General features: G+C 67.3%; 23 protein-coding genes and 10 pseudogenes. 19 read left to right on the top strand and 14 right to left on the bottom strand.

The window, feature by feature from the left end:
• Positions 1-16: 16 nt before the first annotated feature.
• Complete coding sequence (locus tag AB0D31_RS20620) at positions 17-922, top strand: DUF4344 domain-containing metallopeptidase (protein WP_362724945.1); 906 nt, start codon at positions 17-19, stop codon at positions 920-922.
• A 53-nt stretch (positions 923-975) separates the two neighbouring features.
• Complete coding sequence (locus AB0D31_RS20615) at positions 976-1,785, top strand: IS5 family transposase (protein WP_362724942.1); 810 nt, start codon at positions 976-978, stop codon at positions 1,783-1,785.
• 2 nt (positions 1,786-1,787) lie between these two features.
• Here the strand turns inward: AB0D31_RS20615 and AB0D31_RS20610 are convergent, their stop codons facing one another.
• Complete coding sequence (locus AB0D31_RS20610; RefSeq protein ID WP_362724939.1) at positions 1,788-2,123, bottom strand: hypothetical protein; 336 nt, start codon at positions 2,121-2,123, stop codon at positions 1,788-1,790.
• 348 nt (positions 2,124-2,471) lie between these two features.
• Positions 2,472-3,323 (bottom strand): helix-turn-helix transcriptional regulator, encoded by an 852-nt coding sequence (locus tag AB0D31_RS20605; protein WP_362724936.1) that lies wholly within the window; start codon positions 3,321-3,323, stop codon positions 2,472-2,474.
• Between the two features lie 139 nt (positions 3,324-3,462).
• Here AB0D31_RS20605 and AB0D31_RS20600 point away from each other — a divergent pair, with 139 nt between their 5' ends.
• The 3 genes from AB0D31_RS20600 (at position 3,463) to AB0D31_RS20590 (ending at position 5,526) form a co-directional block, all read left to right on the top strand.
• Positions 3,463-3,729, top strand: a complete 267-nt coding sequence (locus AB0D31_RS20600; protein ID WP_362724933.1) for an Atu4866 domain-containing protein — start codon at positions 3,463-3,465, stop codon at positions 3,727-3,729.
• A gap of 115 nt (positions 3,730-3,844) precedes the next feature.
• Positions 3,845-4,603 (top strand): glucose 1-dehydrogenase, encoded by a 759-nt coding sequence (locus AB0D31_RS20595; RefSeq protein ID WP_362724931.1) that lies wholly within the window; start codon positions 3,845-3,847, stop codon positions 4,601-4,603.
• 146 nt (positions 4,604-4,749) lie between these two features.
• On the top strand, positions 4,750-5,526 hold the full coding sequence (locus AB0D31_RS20590; RefSeq protein ID WP_362724928.1) for an SDR family oxidoreductase: 777 nt from the start codon (positions 4,750-4,752) through the stop codon (positions 5,524-5,526).
• A 590-nt stretch (positions 5,527-6,116) separates the two neighbouring features.
• On the opposite strand, the pseudogene AB0D31_RS20585 reads toward AB0D31_RS20590, so the two are convergent.
• A pseudogene (locus tag AB0D31_RS20585) lies at positions 6,117-6,863 on the bottom strand (IS256 family transposase); the annotation flags it as partial.
• Between the two features lie 50 nt (positions 6,864-6,913).
• On the opposite strand from AB0D31_RS20585, the pseudogene AB0D31_RS20580 reads away from it, so the two are divergent.
• The 3 pseudogenes from AB0D31_RS20580 to AB0D31_RS20570 form a co-directional block, all read left to right on the top strand.
• Positions 6,914-7,210: pseudogene (locus AB0D31_RS20580) on the top strand (helix-turn-helix domain-containing protein); the annotation flags it as partial.
• An 80-nt stretch (positions 7,211-7,290) separates the two neighbouring features.
• Positions 7,291-8,073, top strand: a pseudogene (locus tag AB0D31_RS20575) (IS30 family transposase); the annotation flags it as partial.
• A gap of 13 nt (positions 8,074-8,086) precedes the next feature.
• Positions 8,087-8,308: pseudogene (locus AB0D31_RS20570) on the top strand (hypothetical protein); the annotation flags it as partial.
• Here the strand turns inward: AB0D31_RS20570 and AB0D31_RS20565 are convergent.
• From AB0D31_RS20565 to AB0D31_RS20550, 4 genes and pseudogenes are all read right to left on the bottom strand, one after another.
• Positions 8,272-9,042 carry an MBL fold metallo-hydrolase gene (locus AB0D31_RS20565; protein WP_362724925.1) on the bottom strand — a complete coding sequence of 257 codons (771 nt, stop codon included), beginning with the start codon at positions 9,040-9,042 and terminating at the stop codon, positions 8,272-8,274. The pseudogene AB0D31_RS20570 and the gene AB0D31_RS20565 sit on opposite strands and share 37 nt — an antisense overlap.
• A gap of 36 nt (positions 9,043-9,078) precedes the next feature.
• Positions 9,079-9,828 carry a transposase family protein gene (locus AB0D31_RS20560; RefSeq protein WP_362724923.1) on the bottom strand — a complete coding sequence of 250 codons (750 nt, stop codon included), beginning with the start codon at positions 9,826-9,828 and terminating at the stop codon, positions 9,079-9,081.
• Between the two features lie 142 nt (positions 9,829-9,970).
• Positions 9,971-10,282 (bottom strand): hypothetical protein, encoded by a 312-nt coding sequence (locus tag AB0D31_RS20555; protein WP_362724921.1) that lies wholly within the window; start codon positions 10,280-10,282, stop codon positions 9,971-9,973.
• 56 nt (positions 10,283-10,338) lie between these two features.
• A pseudogene (locus tag AB0D31_RS20550) lies at positions 10,339-10,812 on the bottom strand (NAD(P)-binding domain-containing protein); the annotation flags it as partial.
• 87 nt (positions 10,813-10,899) lie between these two features.
• On the opposite strand from AB0D31_RS20550, the pseudogene AB0D31_RS20545 reads away from it, so the two are divergent.
• The 4 genes and pseudogenes from AB0D31_RS20545 to AB0D31_RS20530 all read left to right on the top strand — a co-directional run.
• Positions 10,900-11,261: pseudogene (locus AB0D31_RS20545) on the top strand (helix-turn-helix domain-containing protein).
• A 703-nt stretch (positions 11,262-11,964) separates the two neighbouring features.
• Entirely contained in the window at positions 11,965-12,753 is a 789-nt protein-coding gene (locus AB0D31_RS20540) for an alpha/beta hydrolase-fold protein (RefSeq protein WP_362724918.1), read from the top strand.
• 54 nt (positions 12,754-12,807) lie between these two features.
• A complete protein-coding gene (locus AB0D31_RS20535) occupies positions 12,808-13,002 on the top strand; it encodes a hypothetical protein (protein WP_362724916.1) in 195 nt (64 codons plus the stop codon).
• A gap of 85 nt (positions 13,003-13,087) precedes the next feature.
• Positions 13,088-13,567: pseudogene (locus AB0D31_RS20530) on the top strand (SDR family NAD(P)-dependent oxidoreductase); the annotation flags it as partial.
• A 44-nt stretch (positions 13,568-13,611) separates the two neighbouring features.
• Here the strand turns inward: AB0D31_RS20530 and AB0D31_RS20525 are convergent.
• The 3 genes and pseudogenes from AB0D31_RS20525 to AB0D31_RS20515 all read right to left on the bottom strand — a co-directional run.
• Positions 13,612-13,922 (bottom strand): annotated as a pseudogene (locus AB0D31_RS20525) (Tn3 family transposase); the annotation flags it as partial.
• A 50-nt stretch (positions 13,923-13,972) separates the two neighbouring features.
• Positions 13,973-14,131 (bottom strand): annotated as a pseudogene (locus tag AB0D31_RS20520) (thioredoxin-disulfide reductase); the annotation flags it as partial.
• Between the two features lie 5 nt (positions 14,132-14,136).
• Positions 14,137-14,550 carry an arsenate reductase ArsC gene (locus AB0D31_RS20515; RefSeq protein WP_362724969.1) on the bottom strand — a complete coding sequence of 138 codons (414 nt, stop codon included), beginning with the start codon at positions 14,548-14,550 and terminating at the stop codon, positions 14,137-14,139.
• 95 nt (positions 14,551-14,645) lie between these two features.
• On the opposite strand from AB0D31_RS20515, the gene AB0D31_RS20510 reads away from it, so the two are divergent.
• The 3 genes and pseudogenes from AB0D31_RS20510 to AB0D31_RS20500 all read left to right on the top strand — a co-directional run bounded on the left by AB0D31_RS20510 (position 14,646) and on the right by AB0D31_RS20500 (position 17,120).
• On the top strand, positions 14,646-14,954 hold the full coding sequence (locus tag AB0D31_RS20510) for a metalloregulator ArsR/SmtB family transcription factor (protein ID WP_362724913.1): 309 nt from the start codon (positions 14,646-14,648) through the stop codon (positions 14,952-14,954).
• Positions 14,951-16,069 carry an ACR3 family arsenite efflux transporter gene (gene arsB, locus AB0D31_RS20505; protein WP_362724912.1) on the top strand — a complete coding sequence of 373 codons (1,119 nt, stop codon included), beginning with the start codon at positions 14,951-14,953 and terminating at the stop codon, positions 16,067-16,069. The genes AB0D31_RS20510 and arsB overlap by 4 nt, the downstream gene beginning before the upstream one ends.
• A pseudogene (locus AB0D31_RS20500) lies at positions 16,066-17,120 on the top strand (ArsO family NAD(P)H-dependent flavin-containing monooxygenase). The gene arsB and the pseudogene AB0D31_RS20500 overlap by 4 nt, the downstream one beginning before the upstream one ends.
• Before the next feature lie 15 nt (positions 17,121-17,135).
• On the opposite strand, the gene AB0D31_RS20495 reads toward AB0D31_RS20500, so the two are convergent.
• The 3 genes from AB0D31_RS20495 to AB0D31_RS20485 form a co-directional block, all read right to left on the bottom strand.
• The gene (locus tag AB0D31_RS20495; protein WP_362724909.1) at positions 17,136-17,774 is read right to left on the bottom strand and encodes a TIGR02391 family protein; all 639 of its coding nucleotides are present in this window, start codon (positions 17,772-17,774) and stop codon (positions 17,136-17,138) included.
• A gap of 144 nt (positions 17,775-17,918) precedes the next feature.
• Complete coding sequence (locus AB0D31_RS20490; protein ID WP_362724906.1) at positions 17,919-18,416, bottom strand: N-acetyltransferase family protein; 498 nt, start codon at positions 18,414-18,416, stop codon at positions 17,919-17,921.
• On the bottom strand, positions 18,413-18,787 hold the full coding sequence (locus AB0D31_RS20485) for a metalloregulator ArsR/SmtB family transcription factor (RefSeq protein ID WP_362724903.1): 375 nt from the start codon (positions 18,785-18,787) through the stop codon (positions 18,413-18,415). Before AB0D31_RS20485 ends, AB0D31_RS20490 begins: the two co-directional genes overlap by 4 nt.
• 113 nt (positions 18,788-18,900) lie before the next feature.
• Here AB0D31_RS20485 and AB0D31_RS20480 point away from each other — a divergent pair, with 113 nt between their 5' ends.
• The 4 genes from AB0D31_RS20480 (at position 18,901) to AB0D31_RS20465 (ending at position 23,674) form a co-directional block, all read left to right on the top strand.
• Positions 18,901-20,262 carry an NAD(P)-binding domain-containing protein gene (locus AB0D31_RS20480; protein ID WP_362724901.1) on the top strand — a complete coding sequence of 454 codons (1,362 nt, stop codon included), beginning with the start codon at positions 18,901-18,903 and terminating at the stop codon, positions 20,260-20,262.
• Positions 20,263-20,368: 106 nt separating this feature from the next.
• The gene (locus AB0D31_RS20475; RefSeq protein ID WP_362724899.1) at positions 20,369-20,893 is read left to right on the top strand and encodes an RHS repeat-associated core domain-containing protein; all 525 of its coding nucleotides are present in this window, start codon (positions 20,369-20,371) and stop codon (positions 20,891-20,893) included.
• 946 nt (positions 20,894-21,839) lie between these two features.
• Positions 21,840-23,027, top strand: a complete 1,188-nt coding sequence (locus tag AB0D31_RS20470; protein ID WP_362724896.1) for an acyltransferase — start codon at positions 21,840-21,842, stop codon at positions 23,025-23,027.
• Positions 23,028-23,149: 122 nt separating this feature from the next.
• A complete protein-coding gene (locus AB0D31_RS20465; RefSeq protein ID WP_362724893.1) occupies positions 23,150-23,674 on the top strand; it encodes a hypothetical protein in 525 nt (174 codons plus the stop codon).
• Between the two features lie 655 nt (positions 23,675-24,329).
• Here AB0D31_RS20465 and AB0D31_RS20460 read toward each other — a convergent pair.
• Positions 24,330-24,896, bottom strand: coding sequence for a VOC family protein (locus tag AB0D31_RS20460; protein ID WP_362724891.1), 567 nt, complete (start codon positions 24,894-24,896; stop codon positions 24,330-24,332).
• Positions 24,897-25,660 lie beyond the last annotated feature (764 nt).

Below are 25,660 nucleotides of genomic sequence, written 5' to 3'. Positions count from 1 at the left end.
CAAACGCCTTCACTCCATGCGCCAGCCAGCCCACCACAGCCAGCTCCCCACAACAGACGTGCTGGTAGAGGACCTCAAGCCCGTGCCCGACAATCCGGTCATGGCACCACGAGGCATACGGCACATCCTCGCAGCAGGGCTAAGCGCAACGCTCCTGCTTTCCTGCACCACGAACGGCGGCGACAGCCGCGCCCCCGACCCCGCCCGTCCCAGCGGGAGCGGCTTCGCCATCCGCTACGAGGAACCCACTGCAGCCGACCGGCCATCCGCGTCATTCCTCCGCGAACGAAATACCATCGCGACCGCCACACAAGCCCTCAACGCCCTGCTCACCCTGAACCAGCAGATAACCGTGGCCAGCCGCTCCTGCAACGGCGAAGGGTCCGCCTACGACCCGCAGACCCGCACCATCGAACTCTGCTACGACGACACAACCGAAGACCGCGCCCTCTTCCAGAACGCCGGACGGCACCCGGCCGACGACGAAACCGCCGCCATCGCCACCGAAACCCTCTACCACGAAGCCGCCCACGCCCTCATCGACCTCCTGGACCTGCCCCTCACCAACCGCCAGGAAGAAGACGCCGCCGACCAGTTCGCCGCCCTCATGCTCCTGCGCAGCGGCCCAACAGGCGAACACCAGCTCCGCACCGCCGCCGAAGCCTACGAACTCACCAGCGCCACGGACGACCGAACCGACAGCAGAGACGAACACTCCCCCAACCAAGTACGCGCAGCCAACCACCTCTGCTACCTCTACGGCGCCGCCCCCCCACCACAACAAAGACCTCACAACCACCGACCGCCTCCCATCCGCACGCGCAACCACATGCTCACAGGAATGGGCCCAGGCCCACACAGCCTGGATGACCCGCCTCCAGCCCCTCCTACGGACGCAGTCGCAGTAAGAACTCCTAACTAAATGATCTTCCAAGTGGTTGGACCACTCCGGGAACGTTGATCCGGGGGTGTGGGATGGTTCGGCCGAAGCCATGGGACGTCGATGACAAGTTGCGGGTGGTCGTCGAGCCGCTGTTGCCCAAAGCGGAACGCCGACCATGTCACCCGGGGCGCAAGAGACATTCCGACCGGCTGGTATTCCAGGGCATCCTGTTCGTACTGGATACCGGGATCACCTGGGAACACCTGCCACAGGAACTCGGCTTCGGCTCGGGCATGACCTGCTGGCGCCGCCCTGGCCGAGTGGACCGGGGCCGGAGTGTGGCCCCGGCTCCACGAGGCTCTCCTCGCCGAGCTCCGCGCCGCGAACGCCCTGGACTTCTCCCGGGCGGTCGACGGCTCCCACATCCGAGCCTTAAAAGGGGCCCCAAGACGGGGCGAAGCCCTGTTGACCGGGGCAGAACCGGCAGTAAGCACCATCTGATCACCGACGCCACCGGGATTCCGCTCGCCGTAACGCTGACCGGCGGCAACCGCAACGATGTCACCCAGCTCATCCCCCTTCTGCAGGCCGTGCCGCCCGTGCGCGGCAAGCGCGGCCGGCCGCGCTGCCGCCCGGACCTCGTAGTCGGGGACCGCGGCTACGACCACGACAAGTACCGCAGGCTTGTCCGGGACCTCGGCGTGAAGTTGGTCATTGCCCGCCGCGGCACCGAGCACGGCTCCGGTCTCGGAGCCCAACGCTGGGTCGTGGAGCACGCATTCGCCCACCTGCACTGGTTCCGCCGTCTACGGATCCGCTGGGAGCTCCGCGACGACATCCACGAAGCCTTCCTCACTCTCGGGTGCGCACTGATCTGCTGGCGACGCTTGGCGAAGCTCTAGCCTCAATCGCGGCTGTCCAAGGTGGCGCTGAAGCCATGGTGCTGAAGCACAGGGAACGTCTGCACTGTGCCGGAAAGCCATGCGTCGATCTCCTCGTGGGACGACCTGATGGCCCTGATCAGCTCCGTGACAACGTCCAGCTTCTGCTGACTGACATTCAGACGGAGTTCCGCAAGCGACACCTCCCGGTACGGCATGCTCAGCTGCCACCAGAAGCGCATGAGATGCCGGCACTCCTGCGGCTCGCGATCATCCGCAAGGCGGCTGTCGATCAATGCCTGGACACACTGCCGCTGGGCAGGGTCGCGGAATCCGGCTCGAAGGTCTGTCAGAGTCACGCCGGACAGTACCAACCGCGCCCACCAGCACTCCCAGTTAGGCCATTCCGTTAGGAGTTCTAAGACGGTGTTCCTACATGGTGAGTTGGCGGAGCGAGCCGGCGGGGGCCTGGCAGGTGGACATCGGACAGTCGTGTTGCTCGACGGAGATGTGCGGGTCGGCGGCCATGCTCCACTGTTTCATGGGGGCGTTTCAGTCCGCAGGTCTTTTGAAACACCCCATGAAAGGAATCGTTCTGCAGTGATCCCCGTCTGCTGTTGCAGTTCACGAGGGACCGCCTATGAAGCACGCGGGGGCGAAATCGACCGGGCACTATTGCCGACCTGTTCCCATGTTCCGTCGGCTGATCAGCGGTGGGGCCGGAGGTCGGGCCGGCGCCGGGTGGCGTGGATGGAACCGAGCAGATTGAGGGACTGGGCACTGGGGCTGCCTGGTTCGGCGTGGTAAATGACGAGCTGCTGGCCGGGGGCGTCGCGTACGTCGAAAGCCTGGTAAGTGAGGGTGAGGGGGCCGACGTCCGGGTGGAGGAAGTGTTTGGCGTCCTGGGTCTTGCCGCGCACGGTGTGGGCGTTCCAGAGGCGGGTGAAGTCCGGGCTGTGCTCAGTGAGGGTGCGGACGAGTTCGCGCAGCCGTGGGTTGTCCGGGTCGAATCCGGTTGCCTCGCGGAGGTTGGCGACGGTGGCCTGTGCTGACCTGTCCCAGTCCGTGTAGAAGTTGCGGCCCGCGGGGTCGAGGAAGGTCATGCGGGCCAAGTTGTCCGCCGGCTCGAACGGGGCGTAGAGGGCATCGGCCAGGGCACTGACGGCGAGGAGGTCCAGGGTCCGGCTCATGACGAACGCTGGAGTGTTCGGGTAACCGTCCATGAGCTGTCGCAGCGAAGGGCTGACCACCCGCTCGGCGGCGTGGACGGAGGGCTGGTCGTTCGGCGTGGCCCCGGCCAGCCGGTACAAGTGCGCGCGTGTGTCCGTGTCGAGGCGCAGCGCGCGGCTGAGCGCGTCGACCACCTGGGGTGAGGGGTTGCGCTCGCGGCCTTGTTCCAGGCGGGTGTAGTAGTCGGCGTTCACTCCGGCCAGGACGGCGACTTCCTCGCGGCGCAGTCCGGCGACTCTGCGGGCCCCGTAGCTCGCCATGCCGATGTCCTCCGGCCGCAGGCCGTCGCGGCGTGTGCGCAGGAAGTCTCCCAGGTGGTTTTCGTCCATGTGTTCAGGCTAGGCGGTGGCCCGGTGCGCTGCCTGGGTGTGCCATGCCCAGGCAGCACGCGTCCTGGTTGTTGGCCGCTGACCTGCCCAGACTCGGTGGAGCGGGAAGGACCACACCATTCGAGGAGAGGAGTCCGCCATGGCCGGGACCGTTGAGGGCGACCACGTTGACGTGGTGGGGATGTGGGTGACCGCGGATGGTCACATCCGTCAGGAGCTGCTGCCCGACGGCCGCTACGACGAAGCCCGCGGCGGGGGGCACAGCGCGTACACCGGCCGGTACACGGTGACCGGCAGCCATCTGGACTACGTCGACGACACCGGGTTCACCGCCACGGGCGACATCCGGGGCGGGGTGCTCTATCACGAGCACCTCGTGCTCTACCGGGAGCAGAAGTCGTCGTAGAGAGGCCGGGCCACGGCTGCCCTGAGCCCCGGGGGCGAATCCGCCGTCGGCGGACCAAGAAATCCCGCCACAGCAGTCAGTCAGCCAGCAGCAACGAGAATCAAGGACCATATCCATGACAGGACAACGACTTGCCGGCAAGGTCGCGCTGATCACGGGCGCGACCGGCGGCCTCGGCACAGCGACCGCCGAACTCTTCGCCCGCGAGGGCGCCCGGCTAGTGATCACCGATATAGCCGAAGGTCCCCTGCGGGACCTGTCCCACCGGATCGGGGCACAGGGCGCGGAGGTCGTCGCTGCTCGCCTCGATGTCTCCTCCGCGCGGGAGTGGGACGAAGTGATCACCGTCGTACGCGACCGGTTCGGAACGCTGGACGTGCTCGTGAACCTCGCCGGCATCCTGGACTGGCCAGGTATCGAGGACACGCGGGAAGAGGCGTGGGACCGCGTCATCGACGTGAACCAGAAAGGCACATGGCTCGGCATGAAGGCGGCGTTGCCGCTCCTGCGCGCGAACGGCAACGCGTCGGTGATCAATACGTCGTCAGTACTCGGTCTGGTAGGAAGCGGCGCCGCTGCCGCCTACCAGGCGTCCAAGGGGGCCGTGCGCCTGTTGAGCAAGACCGCCGCGGTCGAGTACGCCCAGCAGGGAGTACGGATCAACTCGGTGCATCCCGGGGTGGTCGCCACGCCGATGATCCAGGACCTCCTGGACGACCAGGGCGACCAGCAGCCGGACATCCAACGCACCCCCATGCGCCGAGCGGGCCGCGCCGACGAGATCGCACCCGCGATCCTCTTCCTGGCCTGCGACGACTCCTCGTTCGTCACTGGCTCGGAGCTGGTGGTCGACGGCGGACTCACTGCGCACTGACAACCCAGCCGTGCGACGTCCACATGGGCCTGCCGTGAATGCGTCAACGGCGCGGCCCCACCCGGTCGCGCACCGCACCACCCCGGCACTTCAGTTGCCCTGCACCGGCGCCCGCACTCACACTCACCTTCTCCAGGGACCGCATCATGACACCTGCAACCGCATCCGCCGCAACATCCGAATCCACCGAGTTCGCTGGGAAGATCGCCCTCGTCACTGGAGCCGCGCGAGGGGTGGGCCGGGAAACCGTGGCGCTCCTCCACGCCCGCGGCGCCCAGGTCGTCGCCCTCGACCTCCGCCCCGACGTCACGAACCTGGCGAGGGAGTTCCCTGGCGTTGTCGTGACAAACGGTGACATCACCCAGGAGGAGACTGCCCACCGCGCGGTGGCAACGGCCCTGGACGCCTTCGGCGGACTGGACATCCTCGTGAACAATGCCGGGCGCACCCAGAACAAGCCCGTCACCGAAACCACGGCCGAGGACTGGGACATCGTGATGGCGGTCAACGCCCGCGGCTCCTTCTTCTGCGCCCGCGAGGCATTCCGGGCCATGAAGAGCCGCGGCGGCGGCGCCATCGTCAGCACCGGCTCGTACGCCTCCACCGTCGCCCTGCCCGAAGGCGTCGCCTACAGTGCGTCGAAGGGCGCTCTGGCTCAACTGACCAAGGTGCTCGCCGTCGAGGGCGGCCCGCTGGACATCCGCGCCAACCTCGTGGCCGCGGGCGTCATCGAGACGGACTTCCTCGACACGATCCGCCCTGACAGCCGCGCCTACCTGGCGTCCTTCGCCGCCGCGCAGCCACTGGGACGTGTGGCGCAGCCCGAGGAGATCGCCGAAGTCCTGTGCTTCCTCGTCTCTCCCCGCTCCAGTTTCGTCACGGGAGCCGTGGTCGCCGCTGACGGCGGTTTCACCGCGCTCTAGCTGTATTGACCCGCAACGTTGTTGACGCGGCTGATGGGTGGTTGGCCGTTGAGTGCAGTGTGGCAGCGGTGGTGGTTGTAGGTGTGGAGGAACGACTGCCCGATGTCCACCTGCGCCGCCCCGGCGGGTCCCCGTGCCGGACCGGGAAGGGCTTGGGTGGCGCTCCAGTGCCAGACCGCCCAGCGTGGACCGAACTGCCCCGGCCCGTGCGCGCCGGGGCGGAACCGGTCGGACGCACCCGCCTCGGCTCCGCCTGCGCATCGACCGCCGGGAGTCCCTGGACGCGCAGCTCGACTCGCTCGGCGAGGCCGAGCTCCCCCGGGTCCTCTCGAAGAAGATCTCCACCGCGCCACCAGGCGCCCCGAGCTGGAGGCCGCCATGAAGCTCGCCTGGGAGACCCGTCTCCTCTGGAGTCGCCGTCACCCGCGGCGAACATGGGCGCGGCCTGATGACCAACCTCCGCCTATGGGCTGTCACCTTCCCGGCATGGACGGGCCCTGACCTCGCGTCCTGGACACCGTAGACACTGGAACTTGAGGATCTGGGAGATCGGTCTGTCAAACGAACGGTGTAACTCGGGTTGTTGAGGGTTACTGTCGGGCTGCGGAGAGTCGGCCATCGAAGGTGATGTCGAAGGCGTTCAGTGCGGTCTTCCATCGCATGGTCCAGCGGGCCTGGCCCTTGCCGGTCGGGTCCAGCGACATGATCGCCATGTAGACGCACTTCAAGGCGGCCTGCTCGTTGGGGAAGTGGCCGCGGGCCTTCACCGCCCGCCGGATCCGCGCGTTGACTGACTCGATCGCGTTCGTCGTGCAGACGATGCGGCGGATCTCGGTGTCGAAGCGTAGGAACGGAGTGAACTCCTCCCACGCGCTCTCCCAGAGCCGCACGATCGCCGGATACTTCTTGCCCCACGCGTCGGCGAACTCCGCGAACCGCTCGAGTGCGGCATCCTCGGTCGCCGCGGTGTAGACGGGCTTGAGGGTCTTGGCGATCTTGTCCCAGTCCTGTCGGGCGGCATAGCGGAAGGAGTTCCGCAGCAAGTGGACCACGCAAGTCTGCACGATCGTCTGGGGCCAGACTGTCTCCACGGCGTCGGGCAGCCCCTTCAGCCCGTCGCAGACGAGCATGAGCACGTCGCTCACGCCGCGGTTCTTGATCTCGGTGAGGATGTGCATCCAGTGCTTGGCACCCTCGCCGCCATCACCGGCCCACAGCCCGAGAATGTCCCGCCGGCCTTCGGCCGTGACCGCCAGGGCGACGTAGATGGGCCGGTTGGCGACCGCGCCGTCGCGGATTTTCACGTGTATGGCGTCGATGAAGACCACCGGATAGACGGCTTGAGTTCTATCGGTGGTTGCGAACGCTCCGGAAGGAGAGTGTTTGCATGCCGAGGTACGCCCCCAACGGAGTGCCGACTGCTGTGAAGAAGAGGTACTTCGAGCTGCTGCACGAGGGATACCGAGGTGCGGCTGCCGCCCGCCAGGTCGGGGTGTCCACGAGCTGCGGCTCGTTGTGGTTCATCGATGCTGGAAGCATGATCGTTCCCGACCCCGGCCCGATATCGCCGCGCTTCCTTACCCAAGACGACCGCATCGCGATCGCCGACGGCCTGCAGGCCGACCAGAGCGTGAAGCGGATCGCTTCCTTGATCGGGAAGAGCTTCCAGAGTGTCTACCGGGAGATCAAGCGCAACCGCAACCCGACGGCCGCTACAACCCCTGGTGGGCCCACAACCAGGCACTCCTACGCCGCAGGCGTCCCAAGGAAGAGAAGATCCGGGCCGGCGAACCGCTGCGAACGTTCGTGCGCGAGAAGCTCACCGAGAAGTGGTCACCTCAGCAGATCTCGCGCTGCCTGGCCCGCGAACACACCCGCGACACATCGATGCGGGCATGCCCGGAGACGATCTACCGGGCACTGTTCGCCGGCCTCCTCGGCTGTCGCGGCGCCAAGCTCCGTACCGGCCGAACCCGACGCAAGAGACAGCGTCGCGGCGTGCCCACCCTGAACAAGATCAAGAACATGACACTGATCCACCAGCGCCCCATCGAAGTCAACGACCGGCAATCTCCCGGACATTGGGAAGGCGACCTCATCATCGGCCGCGGGCAGGGCTCGGCAATCGGCACCCTGGTCGAACGCACCACCCGCTACGTCCACCTGATCCACTTGCCCGGCGGCTGGAAGGCCCCGCAAGTCCGCAACGCGCTGATCACACAGACCGCGCACATCCCGCCCCAGATGAGGCGAACCCTCACCTGGGACCAGGGACGCGAACTCACGCTCCACGAGGACATTGAGGCCCTCACTGGCTTCCGGATCTACTTCTGCGACCCTCACTCGCCCTGGCAGCGCGGCACCAACGAGAACATGAATGGCCTGCTGCGGCAGTACTTTCCCAAGGGCACCGACCTGTCCGTCCACACCGCAAAGGATCTTCGCGCCGTCGCCCACCAGCTCAACCGCAGACCTCGCATCGTGCTCGGGGACAAGACCCCGATCGAGGCCATGCGAGAATGCCTTGCAGGCCCATTGACCAGGTGATTCGCAACCATTGATGGAATCCGCCGTCACCCGGGGCGCGGGCAGTGCGGCCGCGGCCTTGGCCATGGTGTTCAAGCTCGTCGAATACGCCCAGCAGCGGTGGCGGGCCGTGAACGCACCCCACCTGGTTGCCCTCGTCTGCGCCGGCGCCCGCTTCGAACGAGGACAACTCATCGAACGCGCCGAAGCTGCGGCGGCTCACCTCACCGAGAAGGTGGCACCCGGGGTGGCGTAGTCGATGGGACCGTCGAACCGGGTCGCGGCACGGGACACCGCCTGTTGGGGGGTGAGGAAACGCCCGACGTGCGTGACGATCAACCGTCCCACCCCGGCTGAGCGGGCAGTGTCGCCGGTGTCCTCCGGAGTGTGGTGGACCTGTCCCCCGGCGCTCGGGGCCTGGGTACTCTCGGCCTCGCACAGCAGCACATCACACCCCTCAGCCAAGCTCGTCAGAGCGGGGCAGGGGGCCGTGTCCCCGGAATACACCAGCGACCGGTCCGCGGTCTCGGTACGCAGCGCGAAGGCGGGGATGCCGTGCTGCACCGCCTGGCTGGTCAGCGTGAGCGCGCCGATGCGCGCCTGATGACCGTCGTGCAGTTCCTCGACTGCGAAGGCGGATTCGATCGGGCTGCGGGCGGCCGTGTTGGTGAGGAAGTGAGCAAGCCGGTCGGCGATGCCCGGCGGACCGTACAGGGGGATCGGAGCCGCGAGCTGGATGTCGGCATAGAGCGCACCGTAGTAGGCGGTGAGGAGGTCCGCGCTGTGATCCGCGTGCAGGTGCGAGATCCAGATCGCGTCCAACTCATCCAGCCGGGCGTGCCGTTGCAGCTGGGCCAGCGTCCCGCTGCCCGCGTCCACCCACACCCGGGCGCCTCCGCCCGACACCAGGTAGCCGGAACAAGGGTTGTCCACGCTCGCGTAGGGCGTTGCACAGCCCAGAACAGTCAGACGGAGAAGATCGCTGGTCATCCACGAACCCTAGAACACTTGATCCACAGGTATTGACTATTTCTCGAGAACAGGTTGGACGAGGCTCGTGATTCGGGTCGTCGAGCAGCGGAGCTTGCGCAGGAGCCGCCACGATTTGAGGGTGGCGATGGCTGGTTCGACCAGTGCCCGGACCTTCGCATGGGACCGATTGACTGCCTGTTGACCGGCGGAAAGGCTGTCCCATCGGCCGCGGTAAGGGAGACGGACCCTGCCGCCCGCGCCCTGATAGCCCTTGTCCGCCCAGCAGGTGATGCCGGCCTTGGCGAGGGCGTCGATGATGCCGTGCTCTCGTGCGGCTCGGACGTCACGGACGGCGTCGGCCAGGGCTGGTGAAGCCCACAGGAGACGGCCCTTCGGGTCGGCTATGACCTGCACATTCATGCCGTGCTTCTTGTGTTTGCCCGAGTAGAAGGGACGGTCGGCGGCGATCCGGTCGATCGGCAGCAGCGTCCCGTCCAGGAGCAGGTACGCCTTCATCGAGGCGGCCCGCATGGCTTCGGCGAGCGTGGGGGCAAGGGCGGCCAGGAGTTCGACGGCCTCGGTGATGTACCGGTAGGCGGTGGTGGTGCCGATCCCGAAACCGGCCGCGAGCTGGGCATAGGACTGCCCATTGCGGAGGTGGGCGAGGGCGAGCAGGGCCTGTCGGCCCGCGCTCAGGCGCCGCCATCGAGTGCCGAGAGCACGACGATGATGCTCCCTCAGGCGGGTGGTGAGGAAGCGAAGGGCAGAGCTGGACACGTCAACGCCGGACGGGTAGACAAGCATGCGACGCCTCTGGTGGAGACGGTTCTCTTGGTCTAAAACCCATCTACCAGGGGCTTCATCCGTCTGTCAGGTCAACTGCCCAGCTGGCGCAGGAGGTTGGAAAAAGCTCACTCAACCGGAGCGAGTTTAGAAGGGCTCTGGGCTACTTCTTAGACGAATTCTGGCCGTCGACGCCTGCCGAGACGAAGGGGTCAGACCGCATCCCAAGTTGCTGAGGATTCCAGGCAAGCATGAATGCTCTGAGTGAGTGGAGCATCGGGTCATCAGTGATGAATTGAGAGCCGCCCGCCAAATATTCCGCCGTATCGGGAACATTCGGCGCCGGGAACGCGAACAGTTCATCAATTTCATCGAAGTGGCCTAAATCACGCCCGCAAACAGGGCACAGTCCACCTGACAGCAACTGCTCGTCCAGACAGGTGGGTGGCCGTCCCATCCCTTTCGCAGCCGCCACCGCGCGCCACCATGCGGAGGAGGCACAAAACGTGAACACAAGGACTTGACAGGGAACAATGCACGTACACGCATGAGAGCAGCCTCGTCGTCCTCGCAGACCGGTACGGCCAGTGGCCGCCCATCGAAAACAGGGGGCCACATACGCCAGACGTTTGAGTCGCAAAGGTTGAAGGCCTTGACGACGTGGGCTGCCGGTGCTGCCGCAGCCAGTCGCTGAGCTGCCGAGGGGCCTCCTTCCGTCAGCAGTCCAAAGCCCGGTCCAATCGGATTGGAGCAGTCCAGCAGCACCTTGCCCTCCAGCACCGCGTGCAGGTCCTGAGCCACCTCTATTCCCACTCCGAAGGGCAGCGCGACCAGCACCACCTCACCGGACTCGGCCGCCACACGCAGACCTGCGCCCTTCGCGCCGTGTCCGATGCGTACCGCGAGTCGCTCTGCCTTCCGTGCGTGTCGTCCTCCAATGGTCACCTGGTGCCCGGCCCGCGCCCAGTGGGTGGCGAGTGCGTCAGCCTTGTTGCCCGTTCCCAGTACGCGATTCTCATTCCGCGACCCTCTCCGTTCCTGTTTCGACCGTTCCCACTGAAGCTAGAGGGTTGTTCGGGCACCATTTGGTACGTGACGACCGACGCCTTCCTCGCCGACTGCCGTGCCCGCCTCGCGTTCGACCTCCTCTCCAACACCTGGAATGCTGTGGTCTCTGGGCGCTGCGCGACGGTGCCCGGCGCCCGTTCGAGCTACGGGAGCGAATCGGGGGCATCAGCTCAAAGGTTCTCACCGAGACTCTGCGGCGACTGCAGTTCAACGGACTGATCGACCGGTATGCCCCCCGGGACGATCCATCACGGGTCGAATACCAACTCACCGCTCCTGGACGGACTTTGCTCGCGCCCATCGAGGCAGTCGGCGCATGGGCCTTCGAGCATGGGGACGAGGTCATGGCAGCTCAGGAAGCCAAAGCAGAGCAGCATTACCCATAAAGCTCACGCCACCTCCATCGCACCCACCATCGTTTGTCCACGGTTTGCGCAGGTTCTTCCGGCAGACTGGCGCGGAAGACATACCCGGTCATCGTCGCGCCGGCCGCCGCCGGTCCAGACGGGCCGTCACAGTGGAAGAACTTGCGTGCGTTGCCGTCCGGGAACAGTTCCGTGGCCCCTTCGTCCGGGCCCCGTGCGCCCAGGTCCTCGGGCGCCTGGGCTGGTGATCATGGGGTACTCCGTGGCGAACAGTTCCTTCGCCCCCGGCCGCCCGGCGCCAGACTTCCTGCACGCACTCGCCGCGCACATCGCACTCGACCTCCACCCGTAAGGTGCGTGACCGCAACGCTCCACGACTCAAGACCGTTTCCGGATTCCCTGCAAGGAGCTCCCCCACGTTTCCCGTACGGCAGGGGCACACGTGACGGCGGGACATGCCGACACAGCGGCCGCGCCCGGGGCGGATACGAAATGGGCTCCACGCCGAAGGCAGAGCCGCAGGGCCTCGTTCCTCGCCCGAGCGAGAGACCCAGCGGTGGCCCCGTGCGTGAGCATCTCATCGGTCGTTGGCTGACCGGAGCGCTCTACGCCCCTTGAGGGCAGCTGATGGGACGTCCGAAGTCGATTCCAGCGGGAGGCAGTTGTGTCCCTTCCCCGGCACACATATCAGGTACTTCCCACCCGACGGATGCAAGGGACCGATGTGCCCTGGCCGCATGAAGTGCACATCGCACTCCCCCCGTCGTACGAGCACAGCGACAGCAGCTATCCCGTCCTCTGGGTAACAGACGCCTCTCTCACCTTCCCCCTCATCATCGGCCTGATGAACTGGCTCCACACCGTGCAAGAGGTCGCCGAACTCATGGTGATCGGCGTCGGTGCCCCCGCCGAGAGCAGTCCCGCCGAGTTCGGCACGCGGCGAACACACGACTTCTATCCGATGCCGAAACGGGGCAGTGCAGGGCCGGGCGGCGCACGCGTGGAAGCACAGTCCAACGCCGTGACGACAGGTGGCGGTGGCGCCGAAGCATTCCTGTCCTTCCTGGTCGACGAGTTGCGCCCGCGGTTGGCGACCGAGTTGCGGTGCGGCGACGACCACGGCCTCGTAGGCTTCTCCGGCGGCGGGCACTTCGTCGGCTTCGCCCTGCTCTCCCGGCCAGCGGCCTTCGACCGCTACGTGGCCAGCAGCCCCGCCCTCAGCGGATGTGAGGACCTGCTGTTCAACCTGGAGGCCGACTACGCCATGACCCACGACGACCTACCGGCGAAGGTGTTCCTCGGCGCGGGCGAGGCCGAGATCACCGACCCCTACCTGGCCGCCGTCGACATCGTCGGGTCGATGACCCGCATGTCACAGCTGTTGCGCCTGCGCAACTACCCGTCCCTGGAGCTCACCACACGTCTCTACCCCAGACAGACCCACGGGTCGGCACTGTCGTACACGCTGAACGAGGGCCTGCGCACGCTCTACCCCCACACCGCCCCAGTATGAGATGAGGAGATCCTCAGCGGGGACGCGCACCGGCGGGGGTGTTCCGGAGCCGAAATGCGCTCGCCGGTGCCCAAGTCTGGTTCTCTGGACGGCGAGTTCATCCTCACCCGCCCCGACGGCCGCATCTCCTTCGAAGCCCTCCAACGCCGCGCAGCCACCCGTCGTCCGAGCGCCGCCCGGCTCGCCGCTGAGACGCCGGCGTACTTCGTTGCCTTCTTCGTCCTGCAGGCCGACGCCACGCCTTGCTGAACAGGCCGGTTGCGGAGCGCCGCGAGCGCCTTGAAGCGGTGTTCGCCGAAGGCGTTGCAGCGCAGTGAGCGGCTAGGGTGGGTTCGCGCTTCCCCTCATGGTCGCCCGCAAGAGCGGCCTGGTCGTGGAGGTCACCGACGGCAACACGGCCCGCTACCGCGGCACGTTCTTCTACGATCTGGCGAAGTCCGCAGTCATCCGGCTCGCTGTCGCCCAGGCAGCCGAGCTCAAGCCCCATGGCGTCGCGGCCGTATCCATCACTCCCGGCTTCCTGCGCTCGGAGACCCTGCTGGAACACTTCGGTGTCACCGAGGCCAACTGGCGCGACGGTGCGGACCAGGACCCGAACTTCGCCCATTCCGAGACCCCGGCCTACCTCGGCCGGGCTGTCGCTGCACTGGCCGCCGACCCCGACGTCATGGCCAAGACCGGGCGAGCCCTGGCGACCTGGAGCTTGTACCAGGAGTACGGCTTCACCGATGCCGACGGCTCACGACCAGACTTCGCCGTCCACTGGGCCAAGAACCTGGAAGAGCAGTACGGACCCCTCGGAGACCCGTTGTAACCCTGGCTCACACAGGCAGGCAACAGCCGAATGAAGTCGGCTGCCTAGTGCTCTTCAGTGTCATTCTCGTTGGAGGCATCCGGGGCGCGCAGCGGGCGTGGCCCCTGACTGGCGCCGCTGGCCTTGATGTTGAACAGGTAGCGGCCCAGGAGCTTGACGTGTCGTCCTTGAGGGGGGAGAGGAGGGCAACGTCCTCGTCCTTGATGTCGTGGCCCTCGTCGCGGAGCTGGGCGACGGCCGCGTCCAGGTAGCGGGTGTTCCACAGGACCACGGCGTTGAGGACCGGGCCGAGGGCGGCGAGCTGGTCCTCCTGGCCTTCGCGGTACGCCTGGCGGATCTGGCCGCGGCCGCCGTGGCAGAAGAACATGGCGGTAACGCTCTGTGCCGCCCCCCAAGATTTTTGCCGCCGGGGAAGTTCTTGACCTCAGTGGTGGGAATGGGAATCAAGGGGCCGCCGACGAAGACGCTGCCGCCGAACAACTATTGCTTCAGCTGGGTGCGAACGGCGTAGAGGGCGACGGTGTATCCGGCGGGGCCTGAGCCGGCGACGATGTCCTCACGTATCTAGCTCAGGCGGCGGGCGCCGGGGCGATCTCGGCGATCAGGCCCTCGACGAGGGACTTGATCTCGTCGCGGATCGGGCGGACAGCCTCGACGCCCTGACCGGCCGGGTCTTCGAGCTTCCAGTCGAGGTAGCGCTTGCCGGGGAAGACGGGGCAGGTGTCGCCGCAGCCCATGGTGATGCAGACGTCCGACTCCTTGACCGCGTCGATCGTGAGGATCTTCGGGGTCTCGGCGGAGATGTCGATGCCGACCTCGGCCATGGCCTCGACGGCCGCCGGGTTGACGGCGCTGCCCGGGTTCGAGCCGGCGGAGCGGACCTCGACACGGTCCCCGGCCAGGTGGGTCAGCCAGGCGGCGGCCATCTGGGAGCGGCCGGCGTTGTGGACACAGACGAACAGGACGGACGGCTTGTCGGCCATGGTGATCGTTCTCTCTCGTCGCACGGCGGAACCCAGCCGCCAATGACTTCAGCCCCCGCTGGTATCAGCAGGTGATGATGTGAGAGTATCAGTGCATGCTGACTTCAGTCGATCCTGATGTGATCCGGGTGCTGGGCGATCCGCTCCGGCTCCAGATCGTGACCCTGCTGGCGCGCGAGACGCTCTGCACGACGCACCTGGTCGAGGAGACCGGAGCCAAGCAGACCAACCTGTCCAACCACATGAAGGTGCTGCGCGAGGCCGGGATCGTGGAGACCGAGCCATGCGGCCGCTTCACCTACTACAAGCTGAAGCCGGAAGTCCTGGCCGGCCTGTCCGAGCAGTTCGCCGTTCTCGCTGCCTCCGCCCGTACCGCTGCTGAGAACAAGAGGGCCTGCCCGTGACCTCCACCGAGCCCACCACCGCCTCTCCCGAGGGCACGGGCCCGGCCGGGGACGACTCGATCGTAAGGAAGCTCTCCACCCTGGACCGCTACCTCGCGGTGTGGATCCTCCTCGCGATGGCCGTCGGCCTGGGGCTGGGCCGGCTCATCCCGGGGATGAACGACGCGCTCGCGAAGATCGAGGTCGGCGGGATCTCCCTGCCGATCGCGCTGGGCCTGCTGGTGATGATGTACCCGGTTCTGGCCAAGGTCCGCTACGACAAGCTCGACCGCGTGACCGGCGACAGGAAGCTGATGGTGTCCTCGCTGGTCATCAACTGGATCGTCGGCCCCGCGGTCATGTTCGCGCTGGCCTGGATCTTCCTGCCGGACCTGCCCGAGTACCGCACCGGATTGATCATCGTCGGACTCGCCCGCTGCATCGCCATGGTCATCATCTGGAACGACCTCGCCTGCGGCGACCGCGAAGCCGCCGCCGTCCTGGTCGCCCTCAACTCGGTATTCCAGGTCATCGCGTTCGGCCTGCTGGGCTGGTTCTACCTCGACCTGCTGCCCCGGTGGATGAACCTCGGCGACGGACAGGGCCTGGACGTGTCGGTGTGGCACATCGCCCTCAACGTCATCATCTTCCTCGGCATCCCGCTGCTGGCCGGCTTCCTCACCCGCCGCATCGGCGAACAGAAGTTGGGCCGCGAGACATACGAGGCGAAGTTCCTGCCGAAGATCGGCCCGTGGGCGCTCTATGGGCTGCTGTTCACGATCGTCATCCTCTTCGCCCTGCAGGGCAAGACCATCACCTCCCAGCCCCTGGACGTCATCCGGATCGCAGCTCCGCTGCTGGTCTACTTCGCCATCATGTTCTTCGGCACCTTCCTCCTCGGCAAGGGCCTCGGACTGGCCTACGACCGCACCGCGACCCTCGCGTTCACCGCCGCGGGCAACAACTTCGAGCTCGCCATCGCGGTCGCCATCGCCACCTTCGGCGTCACCTCCGGCCAGGCCCTGTCCGGTGTCGTCGGCCCGCTCATCGAGGTGCCCGTCCTGATCGGCCTGGTCTACGTCGCGCTCGCCTGGCGCCGCAAGTTCGCCGCTGACGCGGTGACCACGGCTTCGTGACACAGCACGTGGACGTGGTGGTGATCGGCGGCGGCCAGTCCGGGCTCGCCGCCGGCTACCACCTGCGCCGCCTGGGCCTGGAGTTCGTCATCCTCGACGCCCAGGCGACGCCGGGCGGAGCCTGGCAGCACGCCTGGGACTCCCTGCGCCTGTTCTCCCCGGCCCAGTACTCCTCCCTGCCCGGCCGCCTCATGCCCGCCCAGCCCGGTGCTCCCTACCCGGACGCAGGCCACGTCGTCGACTACCTCGCCGACTACGAGAAGCGCTACCAACTGCCCGTCCACCGCGGGACGCGGGTCGAGAGCGTCCACCACGACGGAGGGCACCTGCGCATCGAGACGGACGGCGGACTCTGGAGGGCGCGGGCGGTCATTGGCGCCACCGGCACCTGGACCCGCCCGTTCCTGCCCGCTGTCCCCGGCCGCCGCACGTACGAGGGCCGCCAGCTCCACACCGTGCACTACCAGGGCCCCGCCGCGTTCGCCGGACAGCGCGTGATCGTGGTCGGCGGCGGCAACTCCGGCGCCCAGATCGCCGCCGACCTCGCCGGTACGGCGAAGCTGACCTGGGTGACCCGGCATCCGCCCCGCTACCTCGCCGACGACATCGACGGCCGGGCCCTGTTCGACGCCGCAACCGCCCGCCGCCGAGCGCTGGATGCAGGCCGCACCGACACCGGTGGCGTCGCCTCACTGGGCGACATCGTCGCCGTTCCCCCGGTCCGCGCCGCCCGGGACACCGGACTCCTGCACGCCAAGCCGATGTTCACCCGCCTCACCGCCACCGGCGTCGCATGGGCGGACGGCACCAGCATCGACGCCGACGCGGTCATCTGGTGTACGGGCTTCCGTCCGGCGCTGGCCCCCCTGGCCTCCATGCGCCTGCGCGGCGCCCGGGGCACATCGCCACGGACGGCACCCGCGCCGTGGACGATCCGCGCCTGCACCTGCTCGGCTACGGTGACTGGACCGGCCCCGCCTCCGCCACCCTCATCGGCGTCGGCCGCGCCGCCCGCGACGCCGCGCGGCAGATCGCCGATCTCCTGCGCTGACCCGCCGCTCCCCCGCTACGTGGAGAGAGTGGCGCCCTCCACCCAGCGGGCCAGGACGCTGAAGGCGGCGAGTTGTTCGAGGGCTTCGTGTTCCGGCAGTTCGGGCAGTCCGTCCTCGTGGCTGTTGGGGTTGCGGATGCCCGCGTAGCAGCCTTCGGCGAACGTCATGGCACCGCGGTGGACGCTGCGGAAGATGTCGCTGGCGTCGTCCGTCATGAGCCTCAGGCGGGGCTGTCCGGGCTTCGGGTCGTCCTTGGAGAAGACTCTCTGGAATAGTGCGGTCTCGCTGGCGTCGCGTCGGCCGACCCGGTTCTGGGTCTCGGCGTTCACCTTGCGCGCGGCGGCGGTCACGGCCTCACGGAAATGCCCGCTCCGCCACAAGGCCTTGGCGCCGTCCCACACCCACGGGTGCATCGCCGCAGCGCTGATCTGAGGAGCGTTCTCACCGAGATTCTCGCGGACCTCCGCCTGCCGCACGAGCACGACGTCGGCGCGCTTGGCTGCCTCGCGGCGCTGCAGCCAGCGGTTGGCCTTGTTCACGGGGACGCCGGAGCGCCACCCCGGCAGCACCCGGTCGAGAATCTGCTCCACGATCTGGGCACTCGCGACGATCTCCGGCTGCGTGCCCCGGTTCCTGAGGCCGCTGACGACCATCGCCCCGGGCTCATGGGGAGGAATGCAGGTCTCCGACAAGCGGTGGAATTCGACGAGTTGTGTGCGCGCCCATGCGACGTTGATGGTCAGAGCGCATCAGCACCCCCACCCCAGACAACCGGACCCCCACGAGCAGGGATCCGATCAACCCACCCGTGGGCTGCGGCGCTCCAGCAGCACGACATCCCGCCATGCGCCGTGGTGGCGGCCGATGCGTTCGCGGGTGCCGATGATGCGGAACCCAGTCCGCTGGTGCAGGGCCAGGCTCGCGGTGTTCTCGGGGAAGATGCCCGACTGGATCGTCCAGATCCCCGCCGCCTCGGTGGAGGCGATCAGCGCGTCCAGCAGGGCCCGAGCGACGCCCCGGCCGCGGGCGGCGGGGTGGACGTAGACGGAGTGCTCGACCACACCCGCGTACGCGCAGCGGTCTGAGACCCGGCTGGCTGCCACCCAGCCCAGCAACTGGCCGTCGGGGCCGATCGCGGCGAAGCGGTGCTCGGGCAGTTTCGCGGTATCGAAGTCGGCCCAGGTCGGGGAGGCGGTCTCGAAGGTTGCGTTGCCCTCGTCGATGCCGGCCTGGTAGATCGCCAGGACCTGCTCAGCGTGCTCGGGGTGGAGCGGGCGGATTCGGAAGTCGTTCACGGGGTCGCGGTCTTCGCCCGGCCGGTCAGCAGGGCGCCCATCGCGGTGAGGACGGACGGCTCGACCCGGTAGTACACCCACGTTCCGCGCCGCTCGGAGGCCAGCAGGCCCGCCTGCCGCAGCTTCTTCAGGTGGTGGGAGACCGTCGGCTGGGAGACGCCGACGTCGGAGATGTCGCACACGCATGCCTCCCCGCCCTCATGTGAGGCGACCAGGGAGAACAGGCGCAGCCGCACCGGGTCTCCGAGGGCCTTGAACATGACCGCGGTCCGCTCGGCCTCCTCGGCCGTCAGCGGGCGCTCGGACAGCGGCGGACAGCACGGAGCCGCGACAGCCTCCGGCTCCAACAGGGGCAACACCTTCGTCGACATGACTCCCATCATCCGTTGAACTTCGACGAATGTCTATCTTGACGACTGTCGATCCAGGGTGACACCCTGAAGCCGTCAGGATATCGATGTCCGTCGAATCAATGGAGCTCGTCGTGAACGCATCCACCGAAGCCCTGCCCGTCGTTGTGATCGGTGGTGGGCCGATCGGCCTCGCGGCGGCCGCCCAGCTCATCGAGCGGGACATCCAGCCGCTCGTCCTGGAGGCCGGGTCGGCCGCCGCGGCGGCCGTACGGGAGTGGTCACACGTCCGTTTGTTCTCGACCTGGTCCGAGGTGGTCGACCCGGCAGCAGAGAAGCTCCTCGCGCCGACCGGGTGGGTCCGGCCCGACGGGGCCACCTATCCCTCCGGCGGTGACTGGACCGGGCTCTACCTCCAGCCGCTCGCCGACGTCCTGGGCGACAAGGTCCGCTACAACGCCACCGTCACCGGGGTCTCCCGCACCGGCCGCGACCGCGTCGTCGACGCCGACCGCGAAACGCAGCCATTCGTCGTGCACGTCACCGCGGCCGACGGCGGTGAGAAGCGCGTTCTCGCCCGCGCGGTCATCGACGCCTCCGGCACCTGGGCCACCCCGAGCCCGGCCGGCGGCAGCGGACTCGCCGCCCTCGGCGAGAAGAACGCCGCCGACCGCATCACCTACCGCGTGCCCGACCTGAAGGACCCGCAGGTCCGGGCCCGTTACGCAGGCAAGCGCACCGCCGTGATCGGCTCCGGCGCCTCCGCCTTCACCGCGCTCGCCTACCTCGCGGACCTGGCGAAGTCCCCCGACGGCACCGGCACCCACGGCGTATGGATCCTGCGCCGCGGCATCTCCGGCTCCACCTTCGGCGGCGGCGAAGCCGACCAGCTCCCCGCCCGCGGGGCCCTGGGCCTGGCCGCCAAGGCCGCCGTCGACGAAGGCCACGCCGACGCCGTCACCGGCTTCCGCACCGACGCCATCGAACGCGAGACCGACGGCCGCCTGGTCCTGGTCGGTGAAGACGGACACCGTCTCGACGCGATCGACGAGATCATCGTCCTCACCGGCTTCCGCCCCGACCTCACCTTCCTCGGCGAACTCCGTCTCGGCCTCGACGAGCGCCTCCAGGCCCCCACCGCACTCGCCCCGCTGGTCGACCCCAACCAGCACTCCTGCGGCACGGTCTACCCCCACGGCGTGACCGAGCTGTCCCACCCGGAGAAGGACGTCTACCTCGTCGGCATGAAGTCCTACGGACGCGCCCCCACCTTCCTCGCCATGACCGGCTACGAACAGGTCCGCTCCATCGCCGCCCACCTCGCCGGCGACCACGAAGCCGCCCAGCGGGTCGAACTCACCCTCCCCGAAACCGGAGTCTGCGGCGGAGCCGGCCTCTTCGACCAGCCCACAGCCCCCGAAGGAACCGGCGGCGGATGCTGCGCCACCCCGGCAACCCTCACCATCGGCGCCCCCGCAGCCGCCGGCGGTTGCTGACCGAACCGACGGCGCAACGAAGCAGCGGGGCTGCGACCGGGACGGGGGTCCGGTCGCAGCCCCGCATCGTCATCGCACCCCGTCCGCCACCAACCTCCACGGTGACGTGGCGCTGCAGCTGCCGCTGGACATCAGCCGGCCTCCGCTCGCCCTCGACCAGGACGAGTATGGCAATGCCCGTATCGGCCAGGCCGCCGCCCGCTACAACTGGCTGGGTGGTTACCAGCGTTCCACCGACACACCCGCCGGACTCACCCTCATGGGTGCCAGGATCTACAGTCTGGCCGTCGGCCGCTTCCTTTCGATCGGCCCCGTCGCGGGCGGGAGCTGCAACCGGTACGAGTACGCCTGTGCCGACCCCCGCGACAAGTACGACCTGGACGGCACCTCTCTCATGGAGCGCGTACAGAGGGACTGTAATTCCTACAACTGCGTCCGCACGCGCCGCATCTGCGACAGGTCCTCGCACAAGTGCTCGTTGCAGTGGGACATGTGGTTCCGCAGGGCATGGAGCGGCGCCTACATCGAAGCCGGCTGGCGCTACGAGCTGTCGGTCAGGGGGCACAGAGTCACCTCCGGTAGCTACAGCCATGGCGAGTTGGGCTGGCACAACTTCCACGGGTACTGGTAAGGCATGGCGCTCGCGGCAAGCACAGTTGCTGGGGGTTCACATGCTGGAGTGATCCGGGTGACTCTGTGCAGTTCCACGCTCAGGGCATCGCCCGGTTCGGCTACGCCAAGTACTGGTGGGATCGGTTCCAGAACTTCGGTGGCGGAGGCAGCTACCGCTGACCCATCGCAACTGAACGCCCCCTGAGCCGCGAGCGCGTGGGAAACGAGCTGGGCTGGGAGATCGTCCGGATTCCCAGTTCGGCCTCTGCAGCGCGTGGACGAGGCCAGCACGCCAACACACCGAATTCTCCCCGATGAGTCAATCCATATGGGCGTGCCTCACGCCAGTCCGGCCATCAGTCAACTCATTGTCTCTTCGGCGGCGGTGGCCGCCGCCTCTGCTGGACCGACGGCACCCACCACCTCTACGAGGGTGACGGCAAGGGCGGCATCACCTCCGGCACCACCGTGTGGGGCGGCACCACCTGGAAGACCGTCCTCCAGCTCGCCTGATCAACCAAGTACCCGGTCCACCCCTGCAAAGCGATGCCGCAGGGGGTGGCCGCGAGGGTAGGTAGCGGACAACACCAGACGCACTGCCGCGGGCACCAGACCGCGGTGTCGGCCTGCTACCGGTGGGTGAGGGTCGGCGACCTTTCTGCAGAAAGCCCCGCCTGGGCCCTGACCACCGAGGCCGGCAGTACCGGCACCCGACCCAGTCGAGACATTCTTAGCCCTGCCGCGCTCCCCAGACACCTTTCGGAGAGCGGAACAGCGCACGTCTCCCACCTCACCCTTGCCACGCCCGTCACAGGCTGTGGCTAGAGCCACAGGCAACTCAGCCGGGTGAAACAAGCACCATGTGAGAACATATCCGCTGCACACAGCACACTCACAGGACCATCCCCGTGAGTGCTCTTTCGAATTTACGGCGCCTCGTGACCAGGGTGCCGGGGGGTCGCACAATGGCGGGGCACCGCTCGGGGAACAGACTTGCCGCGCTGGACGGGCTCCGTCTCCTCGCCGCACTGACAGTCGTCTTCTACCACTACGTCGCCCTGGCGAAGCCATGGGGTCACAGCACAGCCTCGATCTTTCCCACTGCTCACAGGTTCGCCCAGTACGGGTGGCTCGGGGTGGAGTTCTTCTTCCTCATCAGCGGCTTCGTGATCTGCATGAGCGTGTGGGGTCGCACCGTCGGCGAGTTCGCCGTGTCCCGTGTCTCGCGGCTCTTCCCCGCCTACTGGGCAGGCCTGCTGCTGACCGTCGCGGTGGTCAAGCTGTGGCCCGAGTTCACGTCCATACACGGCTGGGACACGGTCATAACCAACCTGACCATGCTGCAGGGCGGTAACAACACACCCGATGTCGATCCGGTCTACTGGACGCTCTTCTTCGAGATCAAGTTCTACCTGATCATGACCGTCGTCATGTTCTTCGGCGTCACCTACCGCAACTGCCTGATCCTGTGCGGGGTATGGACCGCGGCCGCCGCCCTGGCGCCGGTTCTCAACACCCCCGTCATCACGGCCTTCGCCATGCCGCAGTACGCCCCCTTCTTCATAGCCGGCGTCGCCTTCTACCTGATGCGCCGCCACCGGCCCAACGCCGTTCTCTGGGGCATCGTGGGACTACAGCTGCTCCTGGCCCAGCGCTACATCGACTACCGCCTGGCCACCAACCTCGGCAAAGCCACCATTGGCACAGTGCCCACCTGGCCGGCCCGGCTCATCATCATCGCCTCCTTCGCCGTGATCGCAGCGATAGCCCTCGGCGCACTCGACAAGATCCAGTGGAAATGGCTCACCCACGCAGGAGCCCTCACCTACCCGCTCTACCTCATCCACATGAACATCGGGATGACCCTCATCCACCACTACCGCGGCCGCCTGCCCGCCCCCCTCCTGGTGGTCTGCGTCACCGCACTCATGCTCGTGGTCGCGTGGCTCATCCACCGCTTCGTGGAGCGCCCGCTGGGACTGTGGCTCCGCAACACGATGCGCCGGGGCATCGCCGACGTACGCCAGCAAGTAGCACCCCGCCGCAAACACGCCAGCCCCCTCCCCCAGGGTCTGCCGCAGACACTCATCCCGCACCAACTCCACGTCCCGACACCCCGTAACCCCGAACCAGCGAGAACCGAACTCGGATGAACGCAGCGGGAATACAGGCACCCACCGGGACGAAAAGGCGCGAATCCCGTCGGCTACTGGGTCACGAAGCAGCGGCCGAGCCTGCGATGCGGGACAGATGAACGAGCAGCACACCCGCTGACGTGGCCCAGGACGCACGTGTCCGCAGGGTCGTCGGGCAGTTCCAGGTCCGTCGGCCACGCCATGACGTCGTAGTCATCGGTGAGGGCCGGGTCCCGCTCGGCGAACTGTTCGTGACCGCTTGGATCTGCCCCATGACCTCATCAGTCACCTTCGCCAAGGCCGCGTTCAGGACCGACTGCTGTTCGACGCCGACCGTGGCCCGCAGCCCCTCCAGCTGGGCCACGCTCGACGAGAGCCGGCCTCGCGTCTCTCATGGTGCGGCTTCCTTGGTCCCGGTACCGCTCTTGACCGTCGCGTACGCGGCCCCCAGCGCGGAGAAGACCATGGCCAAGGACGCGCCGATCACCCCGAAGAACGGGCCGTACACGGGAGAACACTCACTGCCCGTGAATTTCGTCTCGCTGCTCTGGGACATGATCGGAGTCTCCGTTCCGCGCGGCACGATACCGCCGCTGACCGGCGAGCCTGACATGGCCCGGACTGCTCTTCGCGCCGGGAAATACCGTCCAGCGATCAGCCGATGAGCTGTACACGCACCCGAATGACATGGAATCTCACCGACATTCACAGGCCCCACCGCCCCTTAATGACATCCGAACTCATAGATGAACGAGACTCGTTGAGAACGATGTAGCCAGCCGGCCTCCATTCAGCTCACCTTCGCCGAACCTCTTGCCCCCCGCTCGTGGGCAAAGGAGCACAACCGCACGCGGCGCCTGCCGAGGCAAACGACGACGACCTCGCCATGCTGTCCGCCCGTGATCCCGCCATCCCCGGGCGGAGCACCCAGCCGACATGTGGCTGGGGGCCGTCCATGCCGTGCCCACGCCCGACCTTGCCCACCCATCCCTCACAGTCGACTTGCGCGGCCAGTCGAACACGGTCTATCGCGGCACAGTGACCCCTCGGCTCCTGGATGAGTGGCTCCAGGAACGGCACGGCCAGTGGCCCGCGTCGCTCAACCCACACCGGCCGGTGACGACGCACTCAGCGCTCCCGTGAGCTACTGCGCACTGTGCCGCACGTTCGACCACACCCGGAATCGCCCCGCGCCAGATGTGGGGGCGTCGGTGAGGTAGTAGTAGCTTTTCCTGTTCCTCGGCATGGAGTTGAGGGTTCCCGCGGCCTCGCGGGAGGCCGTTTCGGCCAGCGCCGCGGGTGAAGGTCAGCGGGTGAAGGTCAGCGCCAGCGATTGTTGCTGGTGTGGTCTCCGGCGAGCCAACGGGCGAGGTCCGCGTGTGCGGTGGCACGCTGCTCGGCATCGATCTTCTCCACGTCGGGGTGGTCGACGGCGAACTCCAAGATCAGCCCGTTGGGGTCCGTGACGTACAGCAAGACGCAGAAACCGTGGTCGATCACATGAGGGTTCGCGTCCGCGAAGCGGGCTGCGTCGACGCGCTCGCGGATGGCTTCCTGCGTATCGGCCTCGACTTTGAAGGCTATGTGCCGCAAGGGAGTTGAGTTGATGCTGGTCCTGAATTCCTGCTGGTCCTTGGGGTCGGCGAACTGGAAGAAGGCGAGCGCGCTGCCGTCGGCCAGGCCGTAGAGGGCGTGACTGTAGGCGCGCTCGACGCCGGCCATCACCTCACGCTCGGTCCACGTGGCCACCAGAGCCAGGCCGATCACGTCTTCGTAGAAGCGCCGGTTGGCTTCCTGGTCGTCGGTGATCCAGGCGTGGTGATGGAGGCGGAGGGGGAGGGACTGGGCCTGCGTCTGAGGCCGGGGGTGCGTCTGCGTCTGCGTCATGTCGAGTCATCTCCGTACGTAGATGGGGCGTTGGGTCGGGCATTGGGGCTTAGTTGATGACGTCCTGAACAGCATGCCCTCAACACATGTTGAATTTTAAATCAATTTGAGCCATGTTCGCGAGTGAGGCACCGGCGCCAACGAGCTGCATGATCGGACGACGAAATATCCGGTCAGCTGCCAGCGAACTCCGGGAGCCGGGTCAGTGTGAGAGGCCGCGGGGTCACATCACAGTCCTCGTTGAACACATCACAGTCCTCGTCGAACGGCTCGGTGGGAGACTGTTGATGACAGCCTCCACGCGAGGCGGCAGGCACGGTCGGCGGCCTTGCCGGCATCGTGTGATCACGTCGCGCCGCACCGCTTCGACAGCCTCGTCGCCGATCTCTGCCCGGTCGGCGTACGGGTTTGGGGGTGGAGAGGTCTGCCCGGTGTGATCGTGCTGGGCACCGGTATGAAAGGCATCAGGGTATGACGGGGTCGTTGCCGGAGCCGATGCCGGCCGTTGGACCGTCGCCGTGAACAGTCCTGTGCTGCCGGTCGGCTGAGCGGTGGAGGCCAGACGGAACGGGTTCCGCGCGGACGGTCCCGTCCTGCCCGCCGGCTGAGCAGCGGAGCCCAAAGGGCACGGGTTCCGCGCTCGACCAGCCCTGCACGCCGGCGGACGGGGCCTGCGCACCTGCCGGCGAGAAGGCGCTGCGCGCTCGACAGCTGCCCCCGCATACGAGGGACCCCTCACCACAGCCCATGTCCTGACTCGGCAG

This window comes from Streptomyces sp. NPDC048361 (assembly GCF_040651795.1).
In the GTDB taxonomy this organism is placed as follows: Bacteria; Actinomycetota; Actinomycetes; order Streptomycetales; family Streptomycetaceae; genus Streptomyces.
Note: the sequence above shows the minus strand (reverse complement) of the source record. Positions and strands in the feature narration are given on the sequence as shown.

Coding starts and splice junctions, on each gene's coding strand:
- AB0D31_RS20600 (WP_362724933.1), top strand. CDS start 3,463: ATGGCCGGGACCGTTGAGGGCGACCACGTTGACGTGGTGGGGATGTGG.
- AB0D31_RS20595 (WP_362724931.1), top strand. CDS start 3,845: ATGACAGGACAACGACTTGCCGGCAAGGTCGCGCTGATCACGGGCGCG.
- AB0D31_RS20485 (WP_362724903.1), bottom strand. CDS start 18,787: ATGTCGACGAAGGTGTTGCCCCTGTTGGAGCCGGAGGCTGTCGCGGCT.
- AB0D31_RS20510 (WP_362724913.1), top strand. CDS start 14,646: ATGCTGACTTCAGTCGATCCTGATGTGATCCGGGTGCTGGGCGATCCG.
- AB0D31_RS20605 (WP_362724936.1), bottom strand. CDS start 3,323: ATGGACGAAAACCACCTGGGAGACTTCCTGCGCACACGCCGCGACGGC.
- AB0D31_RS20560 (WP_362724923.1), bottom strand. CDS start 9,828: ATGCTTGTCTACCCGTCCGGCGTTGACGTGTCCAGCTCTGCCCTTCGC.
- AB0D31_RS20615 (WP_362724942.1), top strand. CDS start 976: ATGGTTCGGCCGAAGCCATGGGACGTCGATGACAAGTTGCGGGTGGTC.
- AB0D31_RS20495 (WP_362724909.1), bottom strand. CDS start 17,774: ATGGTCGTCAGCGGCCTCAGGAACCGGGGCACGCAGCCGGAGATCGTC.
- AB0D31_RS20470 (WP_362724896.1), top strand. CDS start 21,840: ATGGCGGGGCACCGCTCGGGGAACAGACTTGCCGCGCTGGACGGGCTC.
- AB0D31_RS20565 (WP_362724925.1), bottom strand. CDS start 9,042: ATGACCAGCGATCTTCTCCGTCTGACTGTTCTGGGCTGTGCAACGCCC.
- AB0D31_RS20590 (WP_362724928.1), top strand. CDS start 4,750: ATGACACCTGCAACCGCATCCGCCGCAACATCCGAATCCACCGAGTTC.
- AB0D31_RS20620 (WP_362724945.1), top strand. CDS start 17: ATGCGCCAGCCAGCCCACCACAGCCAGCTCCCCACAACAGACGTGCTG.
- AB0D31_RS20515 (WP_362724969.1), bottom strand. CDS start 14,550: ATGGCCGACAAGCCGTCCGTCCTGTTCGTCTGTGTCCACAACGCCGGC.
- AB0D31_RS20535 (WP_362724916.1), top strand. CDS start 12,808: ATGCGCTCGCCGGTGCCCAAGTCTGGTTCTCTGGACGGCGAGTTCATC.
- AB0D31_RS20460 (WP_362724891.1), bottom strand. CDS start 24,896: ATGACGCAGACGCAGACGCACCCCCGGCCTCAGACGCAGGCCCAGTCC.